An 18,983-nucleotide genomic window follows, 5' to 3' on the forward strand; every position below is an offset into this window, starting at 1 on the left:
AGGGCTCAGATCCGGGCCGCTTCCTCGACCCCGGCCGGGGGAACCGGGGCCGTCTTCGCCCGCCGTCCGGGCATCCACCAGTTGGCCTTGCCGCACAGCTCCATCACGGCCGGGACGAGGATCATCCGGACGATGGTGGCGTCGACGAACACCGCCACCGCCATGCCCAGGCCGACCTGCTTGACCGAGACGTCGGGGCCGAGCATGCCGGTGGTGAACACGGCGATCATGATGGCGGCTGCCGCCGTGATCACCTTGGCGGTACGGGCCAGACCGCGGGTCACGGCACGGCGGGTGTCGCCGGTGCGCTCGTACTCCTCACGGATCCGCGAGATCAGGAAGACCTCGTAGTCCATGGAGAGGCCGAACAGCAGCGGGAACATCATCATCGGCACCCATGTCGTGATCGGCATGGAGGTGGGGAAGCCGAGGGCGGACCCGAGCCAACCCCACTGCACGATCGCCACCAGCACACCGAACGAGGCGCCGATGGACAGCAGGTTCATCACCGCCGCCTGCAGCGCGATCGTGACCGACCGCACCAGCACGACGAGCAGCAGCAGGGACAGCAGGATGACCACGGTGATCATCACGGGCAGCCGGGAGCTGGTCTCCTCGGCGAGGTCGATCGCGCCGGCGTTCGGGCCGCCGAGATAGACCTCGCGGCCGCCGGACGCCGCGGGGAGCACGTCGTCGCGCAGCTTGTGCACCAGGTCCGCGGTGGCCTCGTCCTGGGCGCCGGTGCGGGGGAAGGCCATGAAGACGGCGGCCTGCCCGTCCTGGCTGATCCGGGGCGGCGTCGCGTACGCCACGCCCTCGGTGCCGCTCACCGCGGCGACGACCGGACCGAGGTCGCTGTTTCCGTCGCCGACCTCGGCGGCGAAGATCAGGGGAGCGCCGTAGCCGGGGCCGAAGCCCTCGGACAGGATCTCGTACGAGGTGTAGCTGCTGCGGTCGCGGGGCTGGACGCTGGCGTCGGGCAGGCTCAGCCGCATCGACAGCAGCGGCGCGGTCAGCACCAGCAGGATGGCGGTTGCCCCGAGCGCGGCGATGACCGGGCGGCGCTGCACCACGCCGGCCCAGCGTTCCGCGAGCGTGCGGCGCTCCTGCTTCGGCGCGTCGGAGCCGGCCTGCCGAAGGGGGCCCCGGCGCGGTACGCGCAGACCCTGGATCTTGTAGCCGGCGAAGCCCAGGAAGGCCGGCATCAGCGTGACCGCGGCGATCATCGTCACCAGCACCGTCGCCGAGGCCCCGAGCGCGACGCCGTTCATCATCTTCTGGCCCATGGCGATCAGGCCCAGCAGCGCGATCATCACGGTGGTGCCCGCGAAGAGGACCGCGTGACCGGCGGTGGTGATGGCCTTGACCGTGGCGCTCTCGGGATCGTCCCCCTCCACCAGGCTGTCCTTGAAGCGGGTGAGGATGAACAACGCGTAGTCGATGCCGACGCCGAGGCCGATCAGCACGGCGATGAGCACCGTGAAGTCCGGTGAGGGGACGAGGTGTCCGACGAGCTTCATCAGCGCGACGCCGCCGAGCACCGCCAGCAGCGCGGTGACGATCGGCAGGCCCATCGCCACCAGCGAGCCGAACGCGAGGAACAGGATCACCGCGGCGGTCACCACGCCGACCGCCTCGGCCGGACCCTGCGGGGGCGTCTCCGCCTTCTCCGCCCGCTCGCCGCCCAGCCCCAGTGTCACGCCGTCGCCGGAGGCGTCCTTGACCGTGTCGACGAGTGGCTTGGCCTCGGCCTTCTCCACGTCCATCGAGGTCAGCGGGATCGTCGTCCGGGCGATGCGGCGGTCGGCGGTGACCAGGTTGCGGTCGTCGTAGGGCGAGACGATCGGCCCGGTCACCGGTGAGGCGTCCAGGTCGGAGATGACCTTCTCGATCTTCTGCCGCGCCGCCGGGTCGTCGATGCCCCGCTCGGCCTTGATGGCCAGAGTGAGCGTGTCGCCCCGCTGCTCGGGGAAGTGCTTCTCGATCAGGGCCTGCGCCCGTGCGGAATGGGAGTCCCCGCCGGAGTAGACGTTGTCCGGGGCGGCGCCGTAGCGGAAGCCCAGGAACGCCAGGGCGATGACGCCGACGATCCAGGTCAGGAGCACCAGTCGACGACGCCGGTAACAGAACCGCGCCAATCCCGCCAGAGCTCCGTCTGTGCGGGGAGTCTCGGTAGGCATCATCTTCTCCTCAAGTCAATAAGCGCTCTACCTAATGGTCGTGAACAGGCACTTCTGTGTCGCCGTACGGATGCAGGCACTTCCTGGACGTCGCTACCACGGTTGCGGTACTCCATTTGCAGTACACCTGTCGGTATCCGGTCAGCGCCGTATCCTGCGCTTTCTCTGTCGGCAGAGCGGTGCGGTGACCCGCCGCCGTCGACCGCCCGCGGGAGCGGTCGCGTCCGGGCCGGGCAGGAGTGACGCCGTGTTCCGGGCGGAGCTTGTTTCACCTGGTCACGATGGTGCTGGACGTTCGGCCGGCCGGTCCGGGACGGTCCGCGGCGAGGGCTGTTTCGGTCATGCGTGCGAGTTCTGCCAATCGTGGCATTGTTTAGGTAAGTCCGATATCAGCGGGATGCTGCCTGATATATGACGGCTGCGCCGGGGCCTGCCGGATAGTTATGATGAGCGACGACGGTGATCGATGGCAAATGTGGTTGCTGTGGGGTAGCGTCATCGACCGAGTCCAGGCTTTTCTTGAGCTGTGTGCGCATATTCCGGGGGGATTATGACAACGGGACGGCCGCGGGAGTACGAGGCGACAGCCGCAGCACGAAATCCGGTGTGCGCCGCCGGGGGGCCGGTGTCCCAGCCGGGGGGCGGAGGGAGCGACGAGCAGGTCCTGCGCGAGATCCTCGGGGTCGACGTGCACCGCGAGCTGATTGACTTCGCGGGCGGTGCCGGCGGAAATCCGCACCTGGTCGCCGAACTGGCGCGCGGGCTCGCCGAAGAGGGATTGATCCGGGAGAGAAATGGTCGGGCGGAATTGGTTTCCCGTCGAATTCCCCGGCGTGTGCTGAGTTTTGTCATGCGGCGATTGAATGACGTGAGCGCCGGCTGCCAGCAGTTTCTGAAGGTTGCCGCCGCATTGGGCAGATCCTTCATGCTGGAGGACGTCTCGAGAATGCTGGGCAGATCGTCGGCGGCCCTGCTCCCGCCGGTGGACGAGGCGATCGCCTCGGGCTTCGTCGTGGCCGCCGAGCATCAGCTCGCCTTTCAGAGCGATTTCCTGCTGCGCGGCATCATCGAGGCCATTCCCGGGCCCGCCCGCGACGCCTTACGACGTGAGGCGATGAGCCTTTCCGGGCGACGCAGCCCGGTGGCCGACCGGAATCGCCGGATGGACGCCGCGACTGCCGCGCCGGTGAGCGCGGCCGGAGAGGACGCCACCGGATCCTGTTCCCGCGCGCACCGCCTGATCATGAGCGGGAACGCCGAGGCCGGCGTCCGTGTCGCCGAGGCGGTTCTCGCCGGCCCGGCCGCGTCGCCCGCCGCCCGGCGTGACGCGCAGGCGTGTCTGGTGCTGGCCGATCTCCTGCTCGGCGGCGAGGGCACCGATCCGCTGACCGAGGCGATCCTGCGGGAACGCGACGCCGAGTCCGGTGACGCCGCGCTGGCGATGGCGCTGACCGCCCGGTCCACCGGGCTGTGGTCGGCGGGAAAGCTGGCCGACGGCCTGGAGCTGGGACGGGCGGCGGTGCGGGCCGGCGCGGAGGCCGAACCGGTGTGGCGTCTGCACGCCCAGCTCGCGCTCGCCGGCAAACTCGCGAACCTGCGTGAGTTCGACGAGGCCGAGGCGCTGATCAACGAGGCGGAGGCCGGCCTGCGCGGACTACCCGCGCCGATCTGGACGGCCGCGCCGGCGGTGATGCGGTCCCGGCTGCTGCTGCAGGCCGGGCGGATCGGGGACGCGCGCCGGGAGGCGGGGCTGGCCACCGCCGCCGTGGCCGGGGACGCGGTGCCCATGCTGCGGCCCCTCGCCTACGCGGTGCTCAGCACCGCCTCCTTCTACATGGGCGACGTGCCCGCCGCGATCGAGTACCTCAGGCGGGGGCAGGAGGACGCGGACCGCCACGTGGTCCTCGACTCGGTGCAGTACTCGTGGGCGGAAGTGCTGATCACGGTCAAGCAGGAGGGCCCGCGGGCCGCCGCCCGGCTGCTGGCGGGCAAGCACCGCCGCCTGCCGACGCGACGCCGCCTGTACGTCGAGGTGCCGAGCGCCGCCGCCTTCCTGGTCCTGCTCGCCCGCGACGTGGACGACCGTGACCTCGAACGCCGCGTCCTCGCCACGGTGGACGGGCTGGCCGCCGACAATCCCGGGATCCAGGTCGTCAGCCTCACCGCCATGCACGCCCACGCGCTGGCGAACAGCGCCCCGGCGGCTCTGGCGCTCATCATCGTGCAGTCACGGGACCCGATCTCGGTGGCGCTGGCCACTGAGGAGCTCGCCAAGCTCTACGCCGCGCAGGCCCAGGCGGGGGGACGGCCGGTGACGCCGGCCCGCGCCGAGGAAACCGGCGTCCCACCGGCGAGCTGCTGGTCGACCCTGTCCGACATGGAGCAGCGGATCGCCTACCTGGTGAGCGTGGGCCTGACGAACCGGCAGATCGCCAAGCAGGTCCACCTGTCCGCGCACACCGTCAACTACCACCTGCGGAAGGTCTACCGGAAGCTGGGCTTCAACACCCGGGCCGAGCTGGCGCACGCCGCGGCCACCTACTCCAGCCGTGCGGCGATCTATTCGATGACCGGCGAGCCGGACTGGGACACGGGCTCCGTGACCGGCAAGGCCAGCTGAACCGCGTCTCCGGCGTCCGCCGGCTGAACCGCGCCCGTCCGCCGGACGGCCCGCTCAGCCGGCGGACGCCGGCTGGCGTGGGGTGGCCAGCGCCGGCCGGACCGCCTCGTGCGCGATGAAGCAGCGGGTCAGTTCGACCCGGCTGTTGATGTCGAGCTTGGAGAAGACGCGCCGCAGGTGGCTGTCGACGGTGTGCGGGGACAGGAACAGCGAGCTCGCCGCCTCACGGTTGGTCATCCCGTCCACGATGGCCCGCACGACCCGCAGCTCCGCGCTGGTCAGGCTCTCCCACCCGGACCGGGGCCGGTCCGGGACCAGCGGGCGGACGTTGTGCGCGGGCACACCACGCAGCTCGGCCTCCACGCGGTCCAGGTCGCGTCGCGCGCCGCACTCGCGGTAGGCGTCCGCCGCGGCTTCGAGGAGCCGGATGGCCTCGGCCCGGTCCCGGGTGCCCCCGGCCGCGTCCTCCACCGCGCCGGCCGCGGCCAGCGTACGGCCGGCGAGCCGGTGCAGATCCGCGGCCCGCAGCAGTGCCGCCGGATCGTCGCGCAGCAGACCCGCGGCGTGCTCGGCCGCCGCCGCCAGCGACTGGACGAACGGATTGCCGCGGGCGACGCGCCGGGCGACCTCCACGGCCCGCTCGGCCTCCGCGTCGAGCCCGGCCCGGCGGGCGTGGCGGACGAGCGCCGCCGCCGCGGCCGGCGCCTCGGTGAACAGCAGCGGATCGGGTACGACCTGCCCGGCGACGTTGATCAACGTCTGCACCATCATCGCCGGACGGCCGCTGGCCGCGTGGAACCGGGCCAGCGCCCAGTCCATCCGCGCCGTGTCGTCGGCGCCGGCCAGCCGCTCGGCCGCCCGCAACTGGTCGCTGGCCGTGGCGAGGTCACCGCGGTGCACGCTCAGGTGGGCCAGGACCAGGCGCGCCGGTACGCAGTCGGCCGGCCGGGCGCGATCGGCGGCTCGCAGCGCCGCCTCCGCCTCGGCGCGCGCCTCCTCCAGCCGTCCCGCCGCGGCCAGCAGCTCGGCCCGGTGGCCGCGCCGGAGCGTCTCCGAGCCGGTGTGGCAGGACTCCCGCGTCGTCGGCCGTACGGTGTCCAGCACCGCCTGCGCCTCGTCGCGCTGATCGGCCGCGGCCAGTGCCCGGACCAGCCAGGTCCACAGCGGCCGCCCGCCGGGCGCGCAGCCCGGCGACGGGGTCCCGGGCTCCGGCCCGGCGGGCGACGCGCCGCCCAGGCGCTTCGTGACGTCCGCGAGCGCCCGGTCCAGCTTGGCCCGGTCCAGCTCGCACACGTCGTGGCGGGCGCGCGTGCGCCGCAGGAAGCCGGCCGCCAGGCGGTGGCTGCCGGCGGCCCGCATGCCGTGGCCCAGTTCGAGCACGAGTTGCGTCTCGACGTCCGCCGGGAGGTCGCGGCGCAGGATCACCTCCGCGAGGCGGCCGGCCTCGGTGGGCCGTCCCGCCCCGGCCAGCAGGCGCAGCGCACGGGCCAGCGCCCGCGGCGCCTCGGCGGACCTGTTCTCCAGGTGGGACACGGCCTCCGCCACCACCTCGTCGCATCCGCACCGGCCGGAGCGCGGCGCCGGCCCGGCCGCCGCGACGGGCATCGCCGCCTCCGGCGCGGAGCGGGCGACACGTACGCCGGCGGGGGAGTGGGGCGGACCGAGCCGCCCGCGCGGGGCCGGGCCGTCCGCCACGTCGCCCGCCGCCGGCGCGGCGGCGGGCTCGGCGCGCTCCGGTCGCGGGTACGCGGCGTGCCGAAGCGCCTCGCCGACGACCTGGTGGGCGAAGGTCAGCTGCGCGCCGTCGCGCCGCAGCAGCCCGACCCGTACCGCCTCGTCGATCGCGGCGGACACGTCGGCGGCCGGCCCGTCGAGCAGGCCCGTGACCCGGTCGGCGGGGAACGTGTGGCCGAGCCGGCCGGCGGCCGCGAGCAGGCGCCGCAGCGGGGGCGGCATCTCCTCCAGCAGCCCGTGGACGGCGGTGAGGACACCGTCGGGCAGCCCGTCGGACACCACCGACGCGGCACCGTCCACGATGATCATCTGGCCGGCCTTGATGAACGCGCTGAACACGTTCTCCATCACCTTCGGGTTGCCGCCGCAGCGGGCCGCCCAGCGCAGGACGGAGGCGTCCGGCCGGGCGCCGAGCACGCCGGCGCACAGGTCGGCCACCGCCTCCTCGCCCGGCTCGCGCAGCCGTACCCGTACCGCGACGTGCTCGGCCAGCCAGTCGACGGCGTGCTGGGCGATCGACCCGGCGGCGACCGGCCGTCGGGCCAGCAGCCAGAGCACCGGCGAGGACGCCAGCCGCGGCACGAGTCCGCGCAGGGCGAGGGCGCTGACGTCGTCGATGCGCTGGGCGTCGTCCAGGGCGACCACGAGCGGACGCCGGCGCGCCGCGACCTCGACCAGATCGCCGACCCGGTCGATCAGCCAGAACGGGTTGGCGCCCGGGACGGCGAGCTGCTCGACCGCCGCTTCGCCGGGCATCGCGTGGCGCAGGAAATTGACCAGCAGGTGAACGGGCACCGGCTGGTCCGTGACGCTTGCCCGCCCGGCCACCACTGTCAGCCCGCGGGCTGCCGCCTCCAGGCCGGTGACCTTCAGCAGGTGGGTCTTGCCGATGCCGAACGGCCCGTCGACCACGACGCAGCCGCCGGAACCCCGCACGGTGGCGTCGAGCAGTTCCCCCAATGAGGACAATTCCCGCTCGCGCCCCGCCATGCGATTCATGATGACCATCCCGTTTTTCCTCTGCTGAATCGTCCGACGCGCGCCGCGAGTCGAGGTCCTCGGGCGTTCGACCGTCTGTTCTGGACAGTTGAACGCCGGATCGGTGCGGGCTACTCAGTTATACGGGATCTGCGGCCGTTCGTCGGCGACGTCGCTGGCAGCGCCCACTACTCGCGTGAGTAGTGGGCACGGTGACGGAGCGCGATTACTGTCAGGCCATGCCGGAATCGGCATGCCGGCGCGGACGAAATGGCGGCGCCGATGGGGAGATCGGCGTCGTTTCCGCGCCGGCGCGACCGTCCGGAACGGAATCGACTGATCGCGGCTCGACGTGACTGGTCCAGCGAATCCAGGGGAGTCCGAGATGCGTGAGTGTAATGGTGAATGCCGCCTCGATCGGGAGACCCGGGCATGACCGTCGGACATCTCGGGACGGTCACCGACTCGGCGCCCGTCGACGCCGCGCTGCGGGACTTCTTCGCCGAGCGCCGCGCCGAGGCCCGCGAGCTGGGCGACGACTTCGCGGCCCTGGTCGCCGAGCTGGAGAGCTACGTGCTGCGGGGCGGCAAGCGCATCCGGCCCGCCTTCGCCTGGCTGGGCTGGATCGGCGCCGGCGGCGACCCGGAGGACCCGGTGGCCGGCGCGGTGCTGAACGCCTGCGCCGGGTTCGAGCTGCTGCACGCGTCCGGCCTGATCCACGACGACATCATCGACGCGTCCCAGACCCGCCGCGGCCATCCCGCCGCGCATGTCGCGTACGCCGAACGGCACCGGGCGCGGCGCTTCTCCGGTGACCCGGGCACGTTCGGCACCGGCACCGCCATCCTGATCGGCGACCTGGTCCTGATCTGGGCCGACGTCCTGGTTCGCGCCTCCGGCCTGCCGGCCGACGCGCACGTGCGGGTCTCGCCGGTGTGGTCGGCGGTGCGCTCCGAGGTCATGTACGGCCAGCTGCTCGACCTGATCAGCCAGGTCAGCCGGAGCGAGGACGTCGACGCGGCGCTGCGCATCAACCAGTACAAGACCGCGTCGTACACGGTGGAGCGGCCACTGCAGTTCGGCGCGGCGATCGCCGGCGCGGACGACGACCTCTTCGCCGCCTACCGCGCCTTCGGCGCGGACGTCGGTATCGCGTTCCAGCTCCGCGACGACCTGCTCGGCGTGTTCGGCGACCCGGTGGTGACGGGCAAGCCGTCCGGCGACGACCTGCGGGAGGGCAAGCGGACGGTCCTGCTCGCCACGGCGCTCAAGCGCGCCGACGAACGGGACCCGGACGCGGCGGCCTACCTGCGGGCCAAGGTCGGCACCGACCTCGCCGACGAGGAGGTCGCCCGCATCCGTGGCATCTTCCGCGACGTCGGCGCGGTCGAGGAGATCGAGCGGCAGATCTCGCTGCGCACCGACCGCGCGCTGGCCGCGCCGGCGGCGAGCAGCGCCACCGCCCCCGCGAAACATCAGCTCGCCGACATGGCGATCAAGGCCACCCAGCGGGCGCAGTGATGTCCACGGAACCGGTGACCGTCGTCGCCCGCCGCGTCCTCGACGACAGGGGTGACGGACCGGTCCGCCTCGGCGCCGGCCGCGCCCACGGCAAGGCCATCCTGCTGGGCGAGCACGCCGTCGTGTACGGCGCGCCGGCGCTCGCCGTACCGGTGCCGCAGCTGACCGCCGTGGCGAAGGCGCGGCGGGTCGGCGGCGACGGCCCGGACGAGATCTCGTTCGCCATCGCCGGGCTGGAGAGCCCGGAGGTGACGTCGCTGCCGACCGACGGTCTGCAGCACCTGGTGACGGAGTTCCGGCAGCGGGCCGCCGTCACCGAGCCGATGCGCGTCGACGTGCTCGTGGACTGCGCCATCCCGCAGGGCCGGGGGCTCGGCTCGAGCGCCGCCTGCGCCCGCGCCGCGGCTCTGGCCCTCGCGGACGCGTTCGACCGCCGCCTCGACGCCGGCACGGTGTTCGATCTGGTGCAGGCCTCGGAGAAGCTGGCGCACGGCCGGGCCAGCGGCATCGACGCGCTGGCCACCGGCGCGACCGCGCCGCTGATCTTCCGCAACGGCGTCGGCCGGGAACTGCCGGTCGCCCTGGCGGGCTCCGCGCGGCTGTCCGACCCGGCCGGGTTCGACGCGGTGCTCGTCATCGCCGACAGCGGCGTCAGCGGCAGCACCAGGGACGCGGTGGAGTTGCTGCGTGGCGCCTTCGAACGCTCCCCGCGCACGCGCGACGAGTTCGTCAGCCGGGTCACCAGCCTGACCGAGGCGGCGGCGCACGACCTGCTCCAGGGCCGGGTCGCCGACTTCGGCGCGCGGCTGACCGAGAACCACCGGCTGCTGCGCGACGTGGGGATCAGCACCGACCGGATCGACCGGATGGTCGACGCCGCGCTCGCCGCGGGCAGCCCGGGCGCCAAGATCAGCGGCGGCGGGCTGGGCGGCTGCATGATCGCGCTGGCCGGGGACCGCCGGGAGTCCGCGGCGGTGGTGCGCGGCGTCCGGCAGGCGGGCGCCGTCCGCACCTGGGTCGTCCCGATGGGGAGGTTCGCCGGCCATGACGACTGACCACCGGACGCAGCAGTCCACGCCGGCGCTGGACCGGCGGGCGACCGCCGTGGCCCATCCGAACATCGCACTGATCAAGTACTGGGGCAAGCGCGACGAGCAGCTCATGATCCCGTACGCCGACAGCCTGTCGATGACGCTCGACATCTTCCCGACCACCACCACCGTCCGGATCGACAGCGGCGCGCCGGCCGACGAGGTGGTCCTCGACGGCTCACCCGCCGGCGGCGAGCGGCGACAGCGCGTCGTCGCCTTCCTGGACCTGTTACGGCAGATGGGCGGGCGCACGGAACGGGCCCACGTCGACACCCGCAACTCCGTACCGACCGGCGCCGGCCTGGCGTCCTCGGCGAGCGGATTCGCCGCCCTCGCGCTCGCCGGCGCCGCTGCGTACGGCCTCGACCTGGACGCCACCGCGCTGTCCCGGCTGGCCCGGCGGGGGTCCGTGTCGGCCTCCCGGTCGGTCTTCGGCGGCTTCGCGATCTGCCACGCGGGCCCCGGCGCCGGGGCCGCCGCGGACCTCGGCTCCTACGCCGAGCCGGTGCCGGTCGCGCCGTTCGACGTCGTGCTGGTGGTCGCCATCGTCGACGCCGGGCCGAAGGCGGTGTCGAGCCGTGAGGGGATGCGGCGGACCGTCCGGACCTCGCCGCTCTATCCGTCGTGGGTGGCCTCCGGCCGGGCCGACCTGGCCGAGATGCGGACCGCGCTGCTGCGGGGCGACCTGGACGCCGTCGGCGAGATCGCCGAACGCAACGCCCTCGGCATGCACGCCACCATGCTGGCGGCCCGGCCGGCGGTGCGCTACCTGGCGCCGGTCACGGTGGCCGTGCTCGACAGCGTGCTGCGCCTGCGCGCCGACGGCGTCGGCGCCTACGCCACCATGGACGCGGGACCGAACGTCAAGGTGCTCTGCCGCCGTGCCGACGCCGACCGGGTGGCCGACACCCTGCGCGACGTCGCGCCGGGCTGCGCCGTGGTCGTCGCCGGACCGGGCCCGGCGGCCGCGCCGGACCCGGGCAGCCGGCCGTGACCGGGCCGGGCGCCGTGCGCCACCACGCGCCGGGCAAGCTGTTCATCGCCGGTGAGTACGCGGTGCTGGAGCCGGGTCACCCGGCGCTGCTGGTGGCGGTCGACAGGGGAGTGGACGTCACCGTCTACGGCGCCGACGCCCACCTCGTGGTCGACTCCGACCTCCGCCCGGACCGGGCGCGCCTGCGGTGGCAGGACGGCCGGCTCGTCGCCGCGGACGACGGGCAGCCGGCGCCCGCCGACCTCGGCGCCGTGACCTCCGCGATCGAGGTGGTCGGCGAACTCCTGGCCGGGCGCGGACTGCGCCCGCTGCCGATGCGGGTGGCGATCACCAGCCGGCTGCACCGGGCCGGGACGAAGTTCGGGCTCGGGTCGAGCGGGGCGGTGAGCGTCGCCACGGTGACCGCCGTGGCCGCGTACCACGGGGTGGAGCTGTCGCTCGAATCGCGGTTCCGGCTGGCGATGCTGGCGACGGTGCGCGACGGCGCCGACGCCTCCGGCGGTGACCTGGCCGCGAGCGTCTGGGGCGGCTGGATCGCCTACCAGGCGCCCGACCGCGCCGCCGTACGCGACATGGCGCGGCGGCGCGGCGTGGAGGAGACGATGCGCGCGCCCTGGCCGGGCCTGCGGGTCCGGCGGCTGCCACCACCGCGTGGCCTCGCGCTGGAGGTGGGCTGGACCGGTGAGCCGGCCAGCAGCAGCGCGCTGACCGGGCGGCTGGCCGCCTCCCGGTGGCGGGGCAGCGCCGCGCGGTGGAGCTTCACCAGCCGCAGCCAGGAGTGCGTACGCACCGCGATCGACGCGCTGGAGCGGGGCGACGACCAGGAACTTCTGCACCAGGTCCGGCGGGCCCGGCACGTGCTCGCCGAGCTGGACGACGAGGTCCGGCTCGGCATCTTCACCCCCCGCCTGACGGCGCTGTGCGACGCCGCCGAGACCGTCGGCGGCGCGGCCAAGCCGTCCGGCGCCGGCGGCGGCGACTGCGGCATCGCGTTGCTGGACGCCGCCGCCGCGACGCAGACCGCGCGGCTGCGCGAGCAGTGGGCCGCCGCCGGGGTGCTCCCCATGCCGGTCCAGGTCCACCAGACGAACGGGAGCGCGCGATGATCGCCAACCGCAAGGACGACCACGTCCGGCTCGCCGCCGAGCAGCAGGACCGGCTCGGCGGTCACCACGAGTTCGACGACGTGTCGTTCGTGCACCACGCACTGGCCGGCATCGACCGGTCCGACGTCTCGCTGGCCACCTCGTTCGGCGGCATCGACTGGCCGGTGCCACTGTGCATCAACGCGATGACCGGCGGCAGCACCAAGACCGGCCTGATCAACCGGGACCTGGCGATCGCGGCCCGGGAGACCGGCGTACCCGTCGCGACCGGGTCGATGAGCGCCTACTTCGCCGACGAGTCGGTGGCCGAGACGTTCAGCGTGATGCGCCGGGAGAACCCGGACGGGTTCATCATGGCCAACGTCAACGCCACCGCCTCCGTCGAGCGGGCCCGGCGGGCCGTCGACCTGATGCGGGCCGACGCGCTGCAGATCCACCTGAACACCATCCAGGAGACGGTGATGCCGGAGGGGGACCGGTCGTTCGCCGCCTGGGGACCGCGGATCGAACAGATCGTCGCCGGCGTCGGTGTCCCGGTGATCGTCAAGGAGGTCGGCTTCGGGCTCAGCCGCGAGACGCTGCTGCGGCTGCGGGACATGGGTGTCCGGGTGGCCGACGTCGCCGGCCGGGGCGGCACGAACTTCGCCCGGATCGAGAACGACCGGCGCGACGCCGCCGACTACTCCTTCCTCGACGGGTGGGGGCAGTCGACACCCGCCTGCCTGCTCGACGCCCAGGGCGTCGACCTGCCCGTGCTGGCCTCCGGCGGGGTCCGTCACCCGCTCGACGTGGTCCGTGGGCTGGCGCTCGGCGCCGGCGCCGCCGGGGTGTCCGGGCTGTTCCTGCGGACGCTCCTGGACGGCGGCGTGCCGGCGCTGCTGTCGCTGATCTCCACCTGGCTCGACCAGATCGAAGCCCTGATGACCGCCCTGGGCGCGCGCACACCGGCCGACCTGACCCGGTGCGACCTGCTGATCCAGGGACGGCTGAGCGCGTTCTGCGCGGCCCGGGGCATCGACACCCACCGCCTCGCCACCCGCTCCGGCGCCACCCACGAGATGATCGGAGGCATTCGATGAACGACGCCATCGCCGGTGTGCCCATGAAATGGGTGGGTCCCGTGCGGATCTCGGGCAACGTGGCACAGGTCGAGACGGAGGTCCCGCTCGCCACGTACGAGTCGCCGCTCTGGCCGTCCGTGGGCCGGGGCGCGAAGATCTCCCGGCTGGTCGAGGCGGGCATCGTCGCCACGCTCGTCGACGAGCGCATGACCCGCTCGGTGTTCGTGCGCGCCAAGGACGCGCAGACCGCCTACCTGGCCTCGCTGGAGGTCGACGCGCGGTTCGACGAGCTGCGCGACATCGTGCGCACCTGCGGCAGGTTCGTCGAGCTGATCGGGTTCCACCACGAGATCACCGCGAATCTGCTGTTCCTGCGGTTCAGTTTCACCACCGGTGACGCGTCCGGGCACAACATGGCGACGCTGGCCGCCGACGCGTTGCTGAAGCACATCCTGGACACCATTCCGGGAATCTCGTACGGCTCGATCTCGGGCAACTACTGCACCGACAAGAAGGCCACCGCGATAAACGGCATTCTCGGCCGGGGCAAGAACGTGGTCACCGAACTGGTGGTGCCACGGGAGATCGTCCACGACAGACTGCACACGACGGCGGCCGCGATCGCCCAGTTGAACGTGCACAAGAACATGATCGGCACATTGCTCGCCGGCGGTATCCGCTCGGCCAACGCGCACTACGCGAACATGCTGCTCGGGTTCTACCTGGCGACCGGGCAGGACGCCGCGAACATCGTCGAGGGCTCCCAGGGCGTGACGGTCGCCGAGGACCGCGACGGCGACCTCTACTTCTCCTGCACGCTGCCCAACCTGATCGTGGGCACCGTCGGCAACGGCAAGGGTCTCGGCTTCGTGGAGGAGAACCTGGAGCGGCTCGGCTGCCGCGCCGCCCGCGATCCGGGCGAGAACGCCCGGCGGCTCGCGGTCATCGCGGCCGCGACGGTGCTCTGCGGCGAACTGTCCCTGCTCGCCGCGCAGACCAACCCGGGCGAGCTGATGCGGGCGCACGTCCGGCTCGAACGCCCCACCGAGACCACGAAGATCGGAGCCTGACGATGGCCGCGAGACCCGCCGTCGGCATCCACGACCTGTCCGCCGCGACGACGCACCACGTGCTGACGCACGCCACGCTGGCCGCCACCAACGGCACCGACGTGGCCAAGTACCACCGGGGCATCGGCCTGCGGGCGATGAGCGTGCCCGCCCCGGACGAGGACATCGTGACCATGGCCGCTGCCGCCGCCGCGCCGGTCGTCGCCCGCCACGGCACCGACCGGATCCGGACCATCGTGTTCGCCACCGAGTCGTCGGTCGACCAGGCGAAGGCGGCCGGGATACACGTCCACTCCCTGCTCGGCTTCCCCTCGGCCACCCGGGTGGTCGAGCTGAAGCAGGCCTGCTACGGCGGTACGGCGGGACTGCAGTTCGCCGTCGGCCTGGTGCACCGCGACCCGTCGCAGCAGGTCCTGGTGATCGCAAGCGACGTGTCGAAGTACGCGCTGGGCGAGCCCGGCGAGGCGACCCAGGGCGCCGCGGCGGTCGCCATGCTCGTCGGCGCGGACCCGGCTCTGGTACGCGTCGAGGACCCGTCGGGCATGTTCACCGCCGACGTCATGGACTTCTGGCGGCCGAACTACCGCACCACCGCCCTGGTCGACGGGCACGAGTCCATCTCCGCCTACCTGCAGGCGGTGGAGGGCTCGTGGAAGGACTACACCGAGCGCGGCGGCCGCGCGCTGGACGAGTTCGGCGCGTTCTGCTACCACCAGCCGTTCCCCAGGATGGCCGACAAGGCGCACCGGCACCTGCTCAACTACTGCGGGCGCGACGTCGACGACGCGCTGGTCGCCGGCGCCATCGGGCACACCACCGGGTACAACGCCGAGATCGGCAACAGCTACACCGCGTCGATGTACCTCGGGCTCGCGGCGCTGCTCGACACCGCCGACGACCTGAGCGGCCGGACCGTCGGCTTCCTCAGCTACGGCTCCGGCAGCGTCGCCGAGTTCTTCGCCGGCACCGTCGTGCCCGGGTACCGCGAGCACACGCGACCCGACCAGCACCGCGCGGCGATCGACAGGCGGCAGGAGGTCGACTACGACACGTACCGGGAGCTGCACGAGCACGCCTTCCCGGTCGACGGCGGTGACTATCCCGTGCCGGCGGTGACCACCGGCCCGTACCGGCTGGCCGGGCTCTCCGGCCACAAGCGCGTCTACGAGCCGCGATAGCGACCGGCCACGCCGGGCGCCCCGACCGAACGACACATGCTTGGAGGATCGATGTCCGGAACTCCCGAGGTGGCCGAGCTCTACTCGACCATCGAGGAATCGGCCCGGCAGCTGGACGTGCCCTGTTCGCGCGACCGGGTCTGGCCCGTCCTGTCCGCGTACGGCGACGCGTTCGCGCATCCCGAGGCGGTGGTCGCCTTCCGGGTGGCGACCGCGCTGCGTCACGCGGGCGAGCTGGACTGCCGGTTCCGGACGCATCCGGACGACCGGGACCCGTACGCCTCGGCGATCGCCCGGGGCCTCACCCCGCGGACCGACCACCCCATCGGCGGCCTGCTCGCCGAGGTGCACCGGCGCTGCCCGGTGGAGAGCCACGGCATCGACTTCGGGGTGGTGGGCGGCTTCAAGAAGATCTACGCGGCCTTCGCCCCGGACGAGTTGCAGGTGGCCTCGGCGCTCGCCGGCATCCCGGCGATGCCCCGCAGCCTCGCCGCGAACGCCGGGTTCTTCACCCGGCACGGTCTCGACGACCGGGTCGGCGTGCTGGGCTTCGACTACCCGGCCCGGACCGTGAACGTCTACTTCAACGACGTGCCGCGCGAGTGCTTCGAGCCGGAGACGATCCGGTCGACGCTGCGGCGGACCGGGATGGCCGAGCCGAGCGAGCAGATGCTGCGGCTCGGCGCCGGGGCGTTCGGGCTCTACGTGACGCTGGGCTGGGACTCCCCGGAGATCGAACGGATTTGCTACGCCGCGGCGACAACGGATCTGACCACGCTTCCCGTACCCGTGGAACCGGAGATCGAGAAGTTCGTGAAAAGCGTTCCGTACGGCGGCGGGGACCGCAAGTTCGTCTACGGCGTGGCGCTGACCCCGAAGGGCGAGTACTACAAACTCGAGTCGCACTACAAATGGAAGCCGGGCGCGGTGAACTTCATTTGAACACCCGCCGGTGCCGCCCGGCCGGCGGCACCGGGATCAATGCCTGTTCGCTCGGGGCTCAACCCTGGCACCCTCCGCTAAAGTGCGATTATGAGGACTGGACTGTCCAGTGTGTGGGCCCGGGTGAAGAACTGGGTCATCGCGGTCGGTGTGGCGGCGGTGCTGCTGATCAGCGCGCTGGCCGGTGACCATCCCGCCCCCGACGGCCTCGGGCTGCTCGGCTACGCGCTGGTGGTGGCGAGCGGCCTGGCGCTGGCCGCCAGTCGCCGGGCTCCGGTCGCCGTGCTGGTCGCCACCGGGCTGTGCGTGGTGGGCTACAACGCGGTCGGCTTCGGGGTGCCGGCCATCGCGTACCTGTTCGCGGTGTACGCGGCGGTCCGGGCCGGGCACCGGCTCGTCACGCTCGGGGTGAGCGCGGCCCTGCTCGTCGTGCTGCCGCTGGCGATCATGGCCTCGCCGGCGGACGGCGCCCTCAAGGAGGCGCTCGCGCAGTCGCGGGGCGTGCTCGAACTGGCCTGGCTGGTCGCCGCGGCGGCGGCCGGTGAGGCGTTGCGGCAGGCCGAGCGGCGGGCGGACGAGGCGGAGCGCACCCGCGAGGAGACCGCCCGGCTGCGCGCGACCCAGGAGCGGCTGCACATCGCACGGGAGCTGCACGACTCGCTCACCCACCAGATCTCGATCATCAAAGTGCAGGCGGAGGTCGCGGTCCACCTGGCCCGTAAGCGCGGCGAGCAGGTGCCGGAGTCGCTGCTGGCGATCCAGGAGGCCGGCCGGGCGGCGACCCGGGAGCTGCGCGCGACCCTGGAGACGCTGCGCGACCTGACCAAGTCCCCGTCGCACGGGCTCGACCACCTCCCGGAACTGCTGGCCGGGGCCGAGAAGATCGGCCTGGCCACCACGCTGACGATCGAGGGTGACCAGCGGGACGTGCCGGAGGCGGTGGGCCGCACCGCGTACCGGATCGTCCAGGAGTCGCTCACCAACACGGCCCGGCACGCCTCCGCCGCGGCCGCCGCGGTCCGCATCGACTACCGCCCGGACGCGCTGAGCATCCGGATCGACGACGACGGCACGGCCCGGCCGGGCGTCGCCCCGGTGCCCGGCGTCGGGCTGCTCGGGATGCACGAGCGGGTCCTCGCGCTGGGCGGCCGGCTCCGGGCGGAACCCCGCAGCGGCGGCGGGTTCACCGTCCAGGCCGAACTCCCGGTGGTGCGCGTCCCATGATCAGGATCATGTTGCTCGACGACCAGCCGCTGCTGCGCAGCGGGTTCCGCGCGCTGCTGGACGCCGAGGACGACATCGAGGTGGTGGCCGAGGGCGGGAACGGCCGGGAGGGCCTGGCCCTGGCCCGGCACCACCTGCCCGACCTCGCCCTGATCGACATCCAGATGCCGGTCATGGACGGCGTCGAGACGACCCGGCAGATCGTCGCGGACCCGGCGCTGGCCGGGGTGCGCGTGGTCATCCTGACCAACTACGGCCTCGACGAGTACGTCTTCCACGCGCTGCGCGCCGGCGCCACCGGCTTCCTGGTCAAGGACATCGAGCCGGACGACCTGCTGCACGCCGTGCGGGTAGCCGCGCGCGGGGACGCGCTGCTCGCGCCGTCGATCACCCGGATGCTGATCAACAGGTACGTGTCGGAGCCGCTCTGCGCGGACGTCACGCCCGGCATGGAGGAGCTGACCAACCGGGAACGCGAGGCGGTCGCGCTGGCCGCCCGGGGCCTGTCCAACGACGAGATCGCCGATCGCATGGTGATCAGCCCGCTGACCGCGAAGACCCACGTCAACCGCGCCATGACCAAGCTCCAGGCCCGTGACCGCGCACAGCTGGTGGTGTTCGCCTACGAGTCCGGCCTGGTGTCACCCGGCAATCGCTGACCGGGCGGCACGGCCCGGTCTGTCGCTCGCAGTGCTGCGACTGCGGTATACGGCTGCTCCGCGCGCAGACGCCGCACCGCGGGAATACCGTCACCGCAGTAGATCGATTGTCTCCATCGGCATGACGACCCGTAGCGGAGTCGTTACCTACGCTGGCGCAGATGCCTGTTCCCGCAGCCGAAGGGGCTCCCATGTTCATCCGTCGTCTGCTCACCGCCGCCGCAACCGGCGTCCTCGGTGGGCTCGCACTCGTCGCGCCGGCGGCCGCGCAGGTGACGGCCGCCGACGGTGACGGTGGTTCCGGCCGGGCCGGGTCCGTGCTGGCGCTCGCGCTCGCGTTGCTCGGCCTCGTCCTGGGCGTGTGGGCGTTGCGCTCCGCGGGGCGCGGCGGCGGTCGTGGCAACGCGGTCGCCGCGCTGGTGCTCGCGGCGGCCGGCCTGATCGCCGGTGTGGTCGCCCTGGCCGGCTCCGACGGCGGTGTCGGCAGCGGCAACGGCCGTGGCGGTGCCATCGTGTCCGTCGTGCTGGCGCTGATCGGGATCGCCGTCGGCGGTCTGGCATTCACCCGCTCCCGGCGCGCCGCCTGACCGGCGCCGCCGACCGAACACCCCGGTGACCCAACCGA

The 18,983-nt window shown here is 73.0% G+C and carries 14 protein-coding genes; 12 read left to right on the forward strand and 2 right to left on the reverse strand.

All coding sequences use genetic code 11. The features are described 5' to 3' along the window. Positions 1-5: 5 nt before the first annotated feature. The gene (locus tag BAW75_RS00815) at positions 6-2,105 is read right to left on the reverse strand and encodes an MMPL family transporter (protein WP_197494845.1); all 2,100 of its coding nucleotides are present in this window, start codon (positions 2,103-2,105) and stop codon (positions 6-8) included. Between the two features lie 1,000 nt (positions 2,106-3,105). Between BAW75_RS00815 and BAW75_RS00820 the strand changes: the two genes are divergently transcribed. After that, complete coding sequence (locus BAW75_RS00820; RefSeq protein ID WP_146074783.1) at positions 3,106-4,800, forward strand: LuxR C-terminal-related transcriptional regulator; 1,695 nt, start codon at positions 3,106-3,108, stop codon at positions 4,798-4,800. Between the two features lie 54 nt (positions 4,801-4,854). On the opposite strand, the gene BAW75_RS00825 is transcribed toward BAW75_RS00820, so the two are convergent. Then, positions 4,855-7,524, reverse strand: coding sequence for a helix-turn-helix transcriptional regulator (locus tag BAW75_RS00825; RefSeq protein WP_167435507.1), 2,670 nt, complete (start codon positions 7,522-7,524; stop codon positions 4,855-4,857). Positions 7,525-7,944: 420 nt separating this feature from the next. On the opposite strand from BAW75_RS00825, the gene BAW75_RS00830 reads away from it, so the two are divergent. From BAW75_RS00830 to BAW75_RS00880, 11 genes are all read left to right on the forward strand, one after another. Beyond that, complete coding sequence (locus BAW75_RS00830) at positions 7,945-9,033, forward strand: polyprenyl synthetase family protein (protein ID WP_104112293.1); 1,089 nt, start codon at positions 7,945-7,947, stop codon at positions 9,031-9,033. Beyond that, a complete protein-coding gene (mvk, locus tag BAW75_RS00835) occupies positions 9,033-10,088 on the forward strand; it encodes a mevalonate kinase (protein ID WP_104112294.1) in 1,056 nt (351 codons plus the stop codon). Before BAW75_RS00830 ends, mvk begins: the two co-directional genes overlap by 1 nt. Beyond that, a complete protein-coding gene (gene mvaD / locus BAW75_RS00840) occupies positions 10,078-11,118 on the forward strand; it encodes a diphosphomevalonate decarboxylase (protein ID WP_233514671.1) in 1,041 nt (346 codons plus the stop codon). Before mvk ends, mvaD begins: the two co-directional genes overlap by 11 nt. Further along, entirely contained in the window at positions 11,115-12,224 is a 1,110-nt protein-coding gene (locus BAW75_RS00845) for a phosphomevalonate kinase (protein WP_208635144.1), read from the forward strand. The genes mvaD and BAW75_RS00845 overlap by 4 nt, the downstream gene beginning before the upstream one ends. Continuing rightward, positions 12,221-13,303 carry a type 2 isopentenyl-diphosphate Delta-isomerase gene (gene fni / locus BAW75_RS00850; RefSeq protein ID WP_104112295.1) on the forward strand — a complete coding sequence of 361 codons (1,083 nt, stop codon included), beginning with the start codon at positions 12,221-12,223 and terminating at the stop codon, positions 13,301-13,303. Before BAW75_RS00845 ends, fni begins: the two co-directional genes overlap by 4 nt. After that, positions 13,300-14,355, forward strand: a complete 1,056-nt coding sequence (locus BAW75_RS00855) for a hydroxymethylglutaryl-CoA reductase (protein WP_146074784.1) — start codon at positions 13,300-13,302, stop codon at positions 14,353-14,355. Before fni ends, BAW75_RS00855 begins: the two co-directional genes overlap by 4 nt. A gap of 2 nt (positions 14,356-14,357) precedes the next feature. Beyond that, positions 14,358-15,533 carry a hydroxymethylglutaryl-CoA synthase gene (locus BAW75_RS00860; protein ID WP_104112296.1) on the forward strand — a complete coding sequence of 392 codons (1,176 nt, stop codon included), beginning with the start codon at positions 14,358-14,360 and terminating at the stop codon, positions 15,531-15,533. Positions 15,534-15,584: 51 nt separating this feature from the next. Continuing rightward, the gene (locus tag BAW75_RS00865; RefSeq protein WP_104112297.1) at positions 15,585-16,475 is read left to right on the forward strand and encodes an aromatic prenyltransferase; all 891 of its coding nucleotides are present in this window, start codon (positions 15,585-15,587) and stop codon (positions 16,473-16,475) included. 90 nt (positions 16,476-16,565) lie between these two features. Further along, on the forward strand, positions 16,566-17,699 hold the full coding sequence (locus BAW75_RS00870; protein ID WP_104112298.1) for a sensor histidine kinase: 1,134 nt from the start codon (positions 16,566-16,568) through the stop codon (positions 17,697-17,699). Continuing rightward, on the forward strand, positions 17,696-18,358 hold the full coding sequence (locus BAW75_RS00875; RefSeq protein ID WP_030499014.1) for a response regulator: 663 nt from the start codon (positions 17,696-17,698) through the stop codon (positions 18,356-18,358). The genes BAW75_RS00870 and BAW75_RS00875 overlap by 4 nt, the downstream gene beginning before the upstream one ends. A gap of 191 nt (positions 18,359-18,549) precedes the next feature. Then, positions 18,550-18,945: a DUF6223 family protein gene (locus BAW75_RS00880; RefSeq protein WP_104112299.1), complete on the forward strand. Its 396-nt coding sequence runs from the start codon at positions 18,550-18,552 to the stop codon at positions 18,943-18,945. Positions 18,946-18,983: the final 38 nt, after the last annotated feature.

This window comes from Micromonospora chalcea (assembly GCF_002926165.1).
Taxonomy (GTDB): Bacteria; Actinomycetota; Actinomycetes; order Mycobacteriales; family Micromonosporaceae; genus Micromonospora; species Micromonospora chalcea.

What these genes read in the sequence shown, in the direction of transcription:
- BAW75_RS00820 (WP_146074783.1), top strand. Translation starts at nt 3,106, where the DNA reads ATGCTGGAGGACGTCTCGAGAATGCTGGGCAGATCGTCGGCGGCCCTG.
- BAW75_RS00825 (WP_167435507.1), bottom strand. Translation starts at nt 7,524, where the DNA reads ATGGCGGGGCGCGAGCGGGAATTGTCCTCATTGGGGGAACTGCTCGAC.
- BAW75_RS00830 (WP_104112293.1), top strand. Translation starts at nt 7,945, where the DNA reads ATGACCGTCGGACATCTCGGGACGGTCACCGACTCGGCGCCCGTCGAC.
- mvk (WP_104112294.1), top strand. Translation starts at nt 9,033, where the DNA reads ATGTCCACGGAACCGGTGACCGTCGTCGCCCGCCGCGTCCTCGACGAC.
- mvaD (WP_233514671.1), top strand. Translation starts at nt 10,078, where the DNA reads ATGACGACTGACCACCGGACGCAGCAGTCCACGCCGGCGCTGGACCGG.
- fni (WP_104112295.1), top strand. Translation starts at nt 12,221, where the DNA reads ATGATCGCCAACCGCAAGGACGACCACGTCCGGCTCGCCGCCGAGCAG.
- BAW75_RS00855 (WP_146074784.1), top strand. Translation starts at nt 13,300, where the DNA reads ATGAACGACGCCATCGCCGGTGTGCCCATGAAATGGGTGGGTCCCGTG.
- BAW75_RS00860 (WP_104112296.1), top strand. Translation starts at nt 14,358, where the DNA reads ATGGCCGCGAGACCCGCCGTCGGCATCCACGACCTGTCCGCCGCGACG.
- BAW75_RS00865 (WP_104112297.1), top strand. Translation starts at nt 15,585, where the DNA reads ATGTCCGGAACTCCCGAGGTGGCCGAGCTCTACTCGACCATCGAGGAA.
- BAW75_RS00870 (WP_104112298.1), top strand. Translation starts at nt 16,566, where the DNA reads ATGAGGACTGGACTGTCCAGTGTGTGGGCCCGGGTGAAGAACTGGGTC.
- BAW75_RS00875 (WP_030499014.1), top strand. Translation starts at nt 17,696, where the DNA reads ATGATCAGGATCATGTTGCTCGACGACCAGCCGCTGCTGCGCAGCGGG.
- BAW75_RS00880 (WP_104112299.1), top strand. Translation starts at nt 18,550, where the DNA reads ATGTTCATCCGTCGTCTGCTCACCGCCGCCGCAACCGGCGTCCTCGGT.